The sequence below is a fragment of the Shewanella sp. 10N.286.45.A1 genome (genome assembly GCF_041470405.1).
Classification (GTDB): Bacteria; Pseudomonadota; Gammaproteobacteria; order Enterobacterales; family Shewanellaceae; genus Shewanella.
Window position 1 is genome coordinate 5,794 of record NZ_JBFRMK010000120.1, and the last position, 969, is coordinate 6,762.

The following is a 969-nucleotide window of genomic DNA, read 5'->3' on the forward strand; positions in this document are numbered from 1 at the left end:
TGCCTAGGCAGTCCATTTTTTATATCAAGCTAAAATCTAGCTTCTATTCTTCTCTAGCTTTGCCAATAAGCTGGAAGTGTCCCAACGATTTCCACCCATCGCTTGCACTTCTGAATAGAATTGATCGACCAAAGCTGTTAGCGGAAGATGTGAACCATTGCGGCGTGCTTCCTCTAGCGCAATACCTAAGTCTTTACGCATCCAGTCGATAGCAAAACCGAAATTGTATTCGCCCTGCCACATTGTTTGATAGCGATTTTCCATCTGCCATGATTGCGCAGCCCCTTTGCTGATCACTTCAACCACTTTTTCACCATCAAGCCCTGCACTGCGTGCAAAATGCAGCCCTTCAGACAACCCTTGAACAACTCCTGCGATACAGATTTGATTAACCATTTTGGTTAACTGCCCTGCCCCTATATCACCCAGAAGCTCAGCGCAACGAGCGTAAGAGTCGATAACAGGTTTCGCTTGAGCGAACACATCGGCATTACCGCCAGCCATCACGGTCAACACACCGTTTTCAGCTCCGGCTTGACCACCCGAAACTGGCGCATCAATAAAATCGATTTTTAGATCACTAGCGGCAGCACCTATCTCTCTAGCAACATCAGCAGACGCAGTCGTATGATCAACCAAAATAGCACCAGCACTCATACCCGCCAGTGCGCCATCTTCAGTCAATGTGACTTGCCTCAAATCGTCATCATTGCCAACACAAACAAAGACAATATCTTTCCCCTGAGCGGCCGCCTTAGGCGTTAAGCAATATTGTGCTGAAAACTCTTCGCTCCAAGCCTTAGCTTTAGCTTCGGTTCGGTTATATACCGTTACTTCGTGACCATTCTTTACGAGATGCCCCGCCATGGGATAACCCATGACACCTAAACCGATAAATGCAACTTTAGCCATTTGTGTTCCTATTTGTAGGGAGTTAGATTTATATTTCTAGTTATACCAATTGCATTA

General features: G+C 46.0%; 1 protein-coding gene. It reads right to left on the minus strand.

Features of this window, described 5'->3' with window-relative positions:
- Positions 1-36 precede the first annotated feature (36 nt).
- The gene (locus AB4238_RS10055; protein WP_372033343.1) at positions 37-912 is read right to left on the minus strand and encodes an NAD(P)-dependent oxidoreductase; all 876 of its coding nucleotides are present in this window, start codon (positions 910-912) and stop codon (positions 37-39) included.
- Positions 913-969 lie beyond the last annotated feature (57 nt).

Bases quoted from the DNA above. Each gene is read 5' to 3' on its own strand.
- AB4238_RS10055 (WP_372033343.1), bottom strand. From the start codon at position 912: ATGGCTAAAGTTGCATTTATCGGTTTAGGTGTCATGGGTTATCCCATG.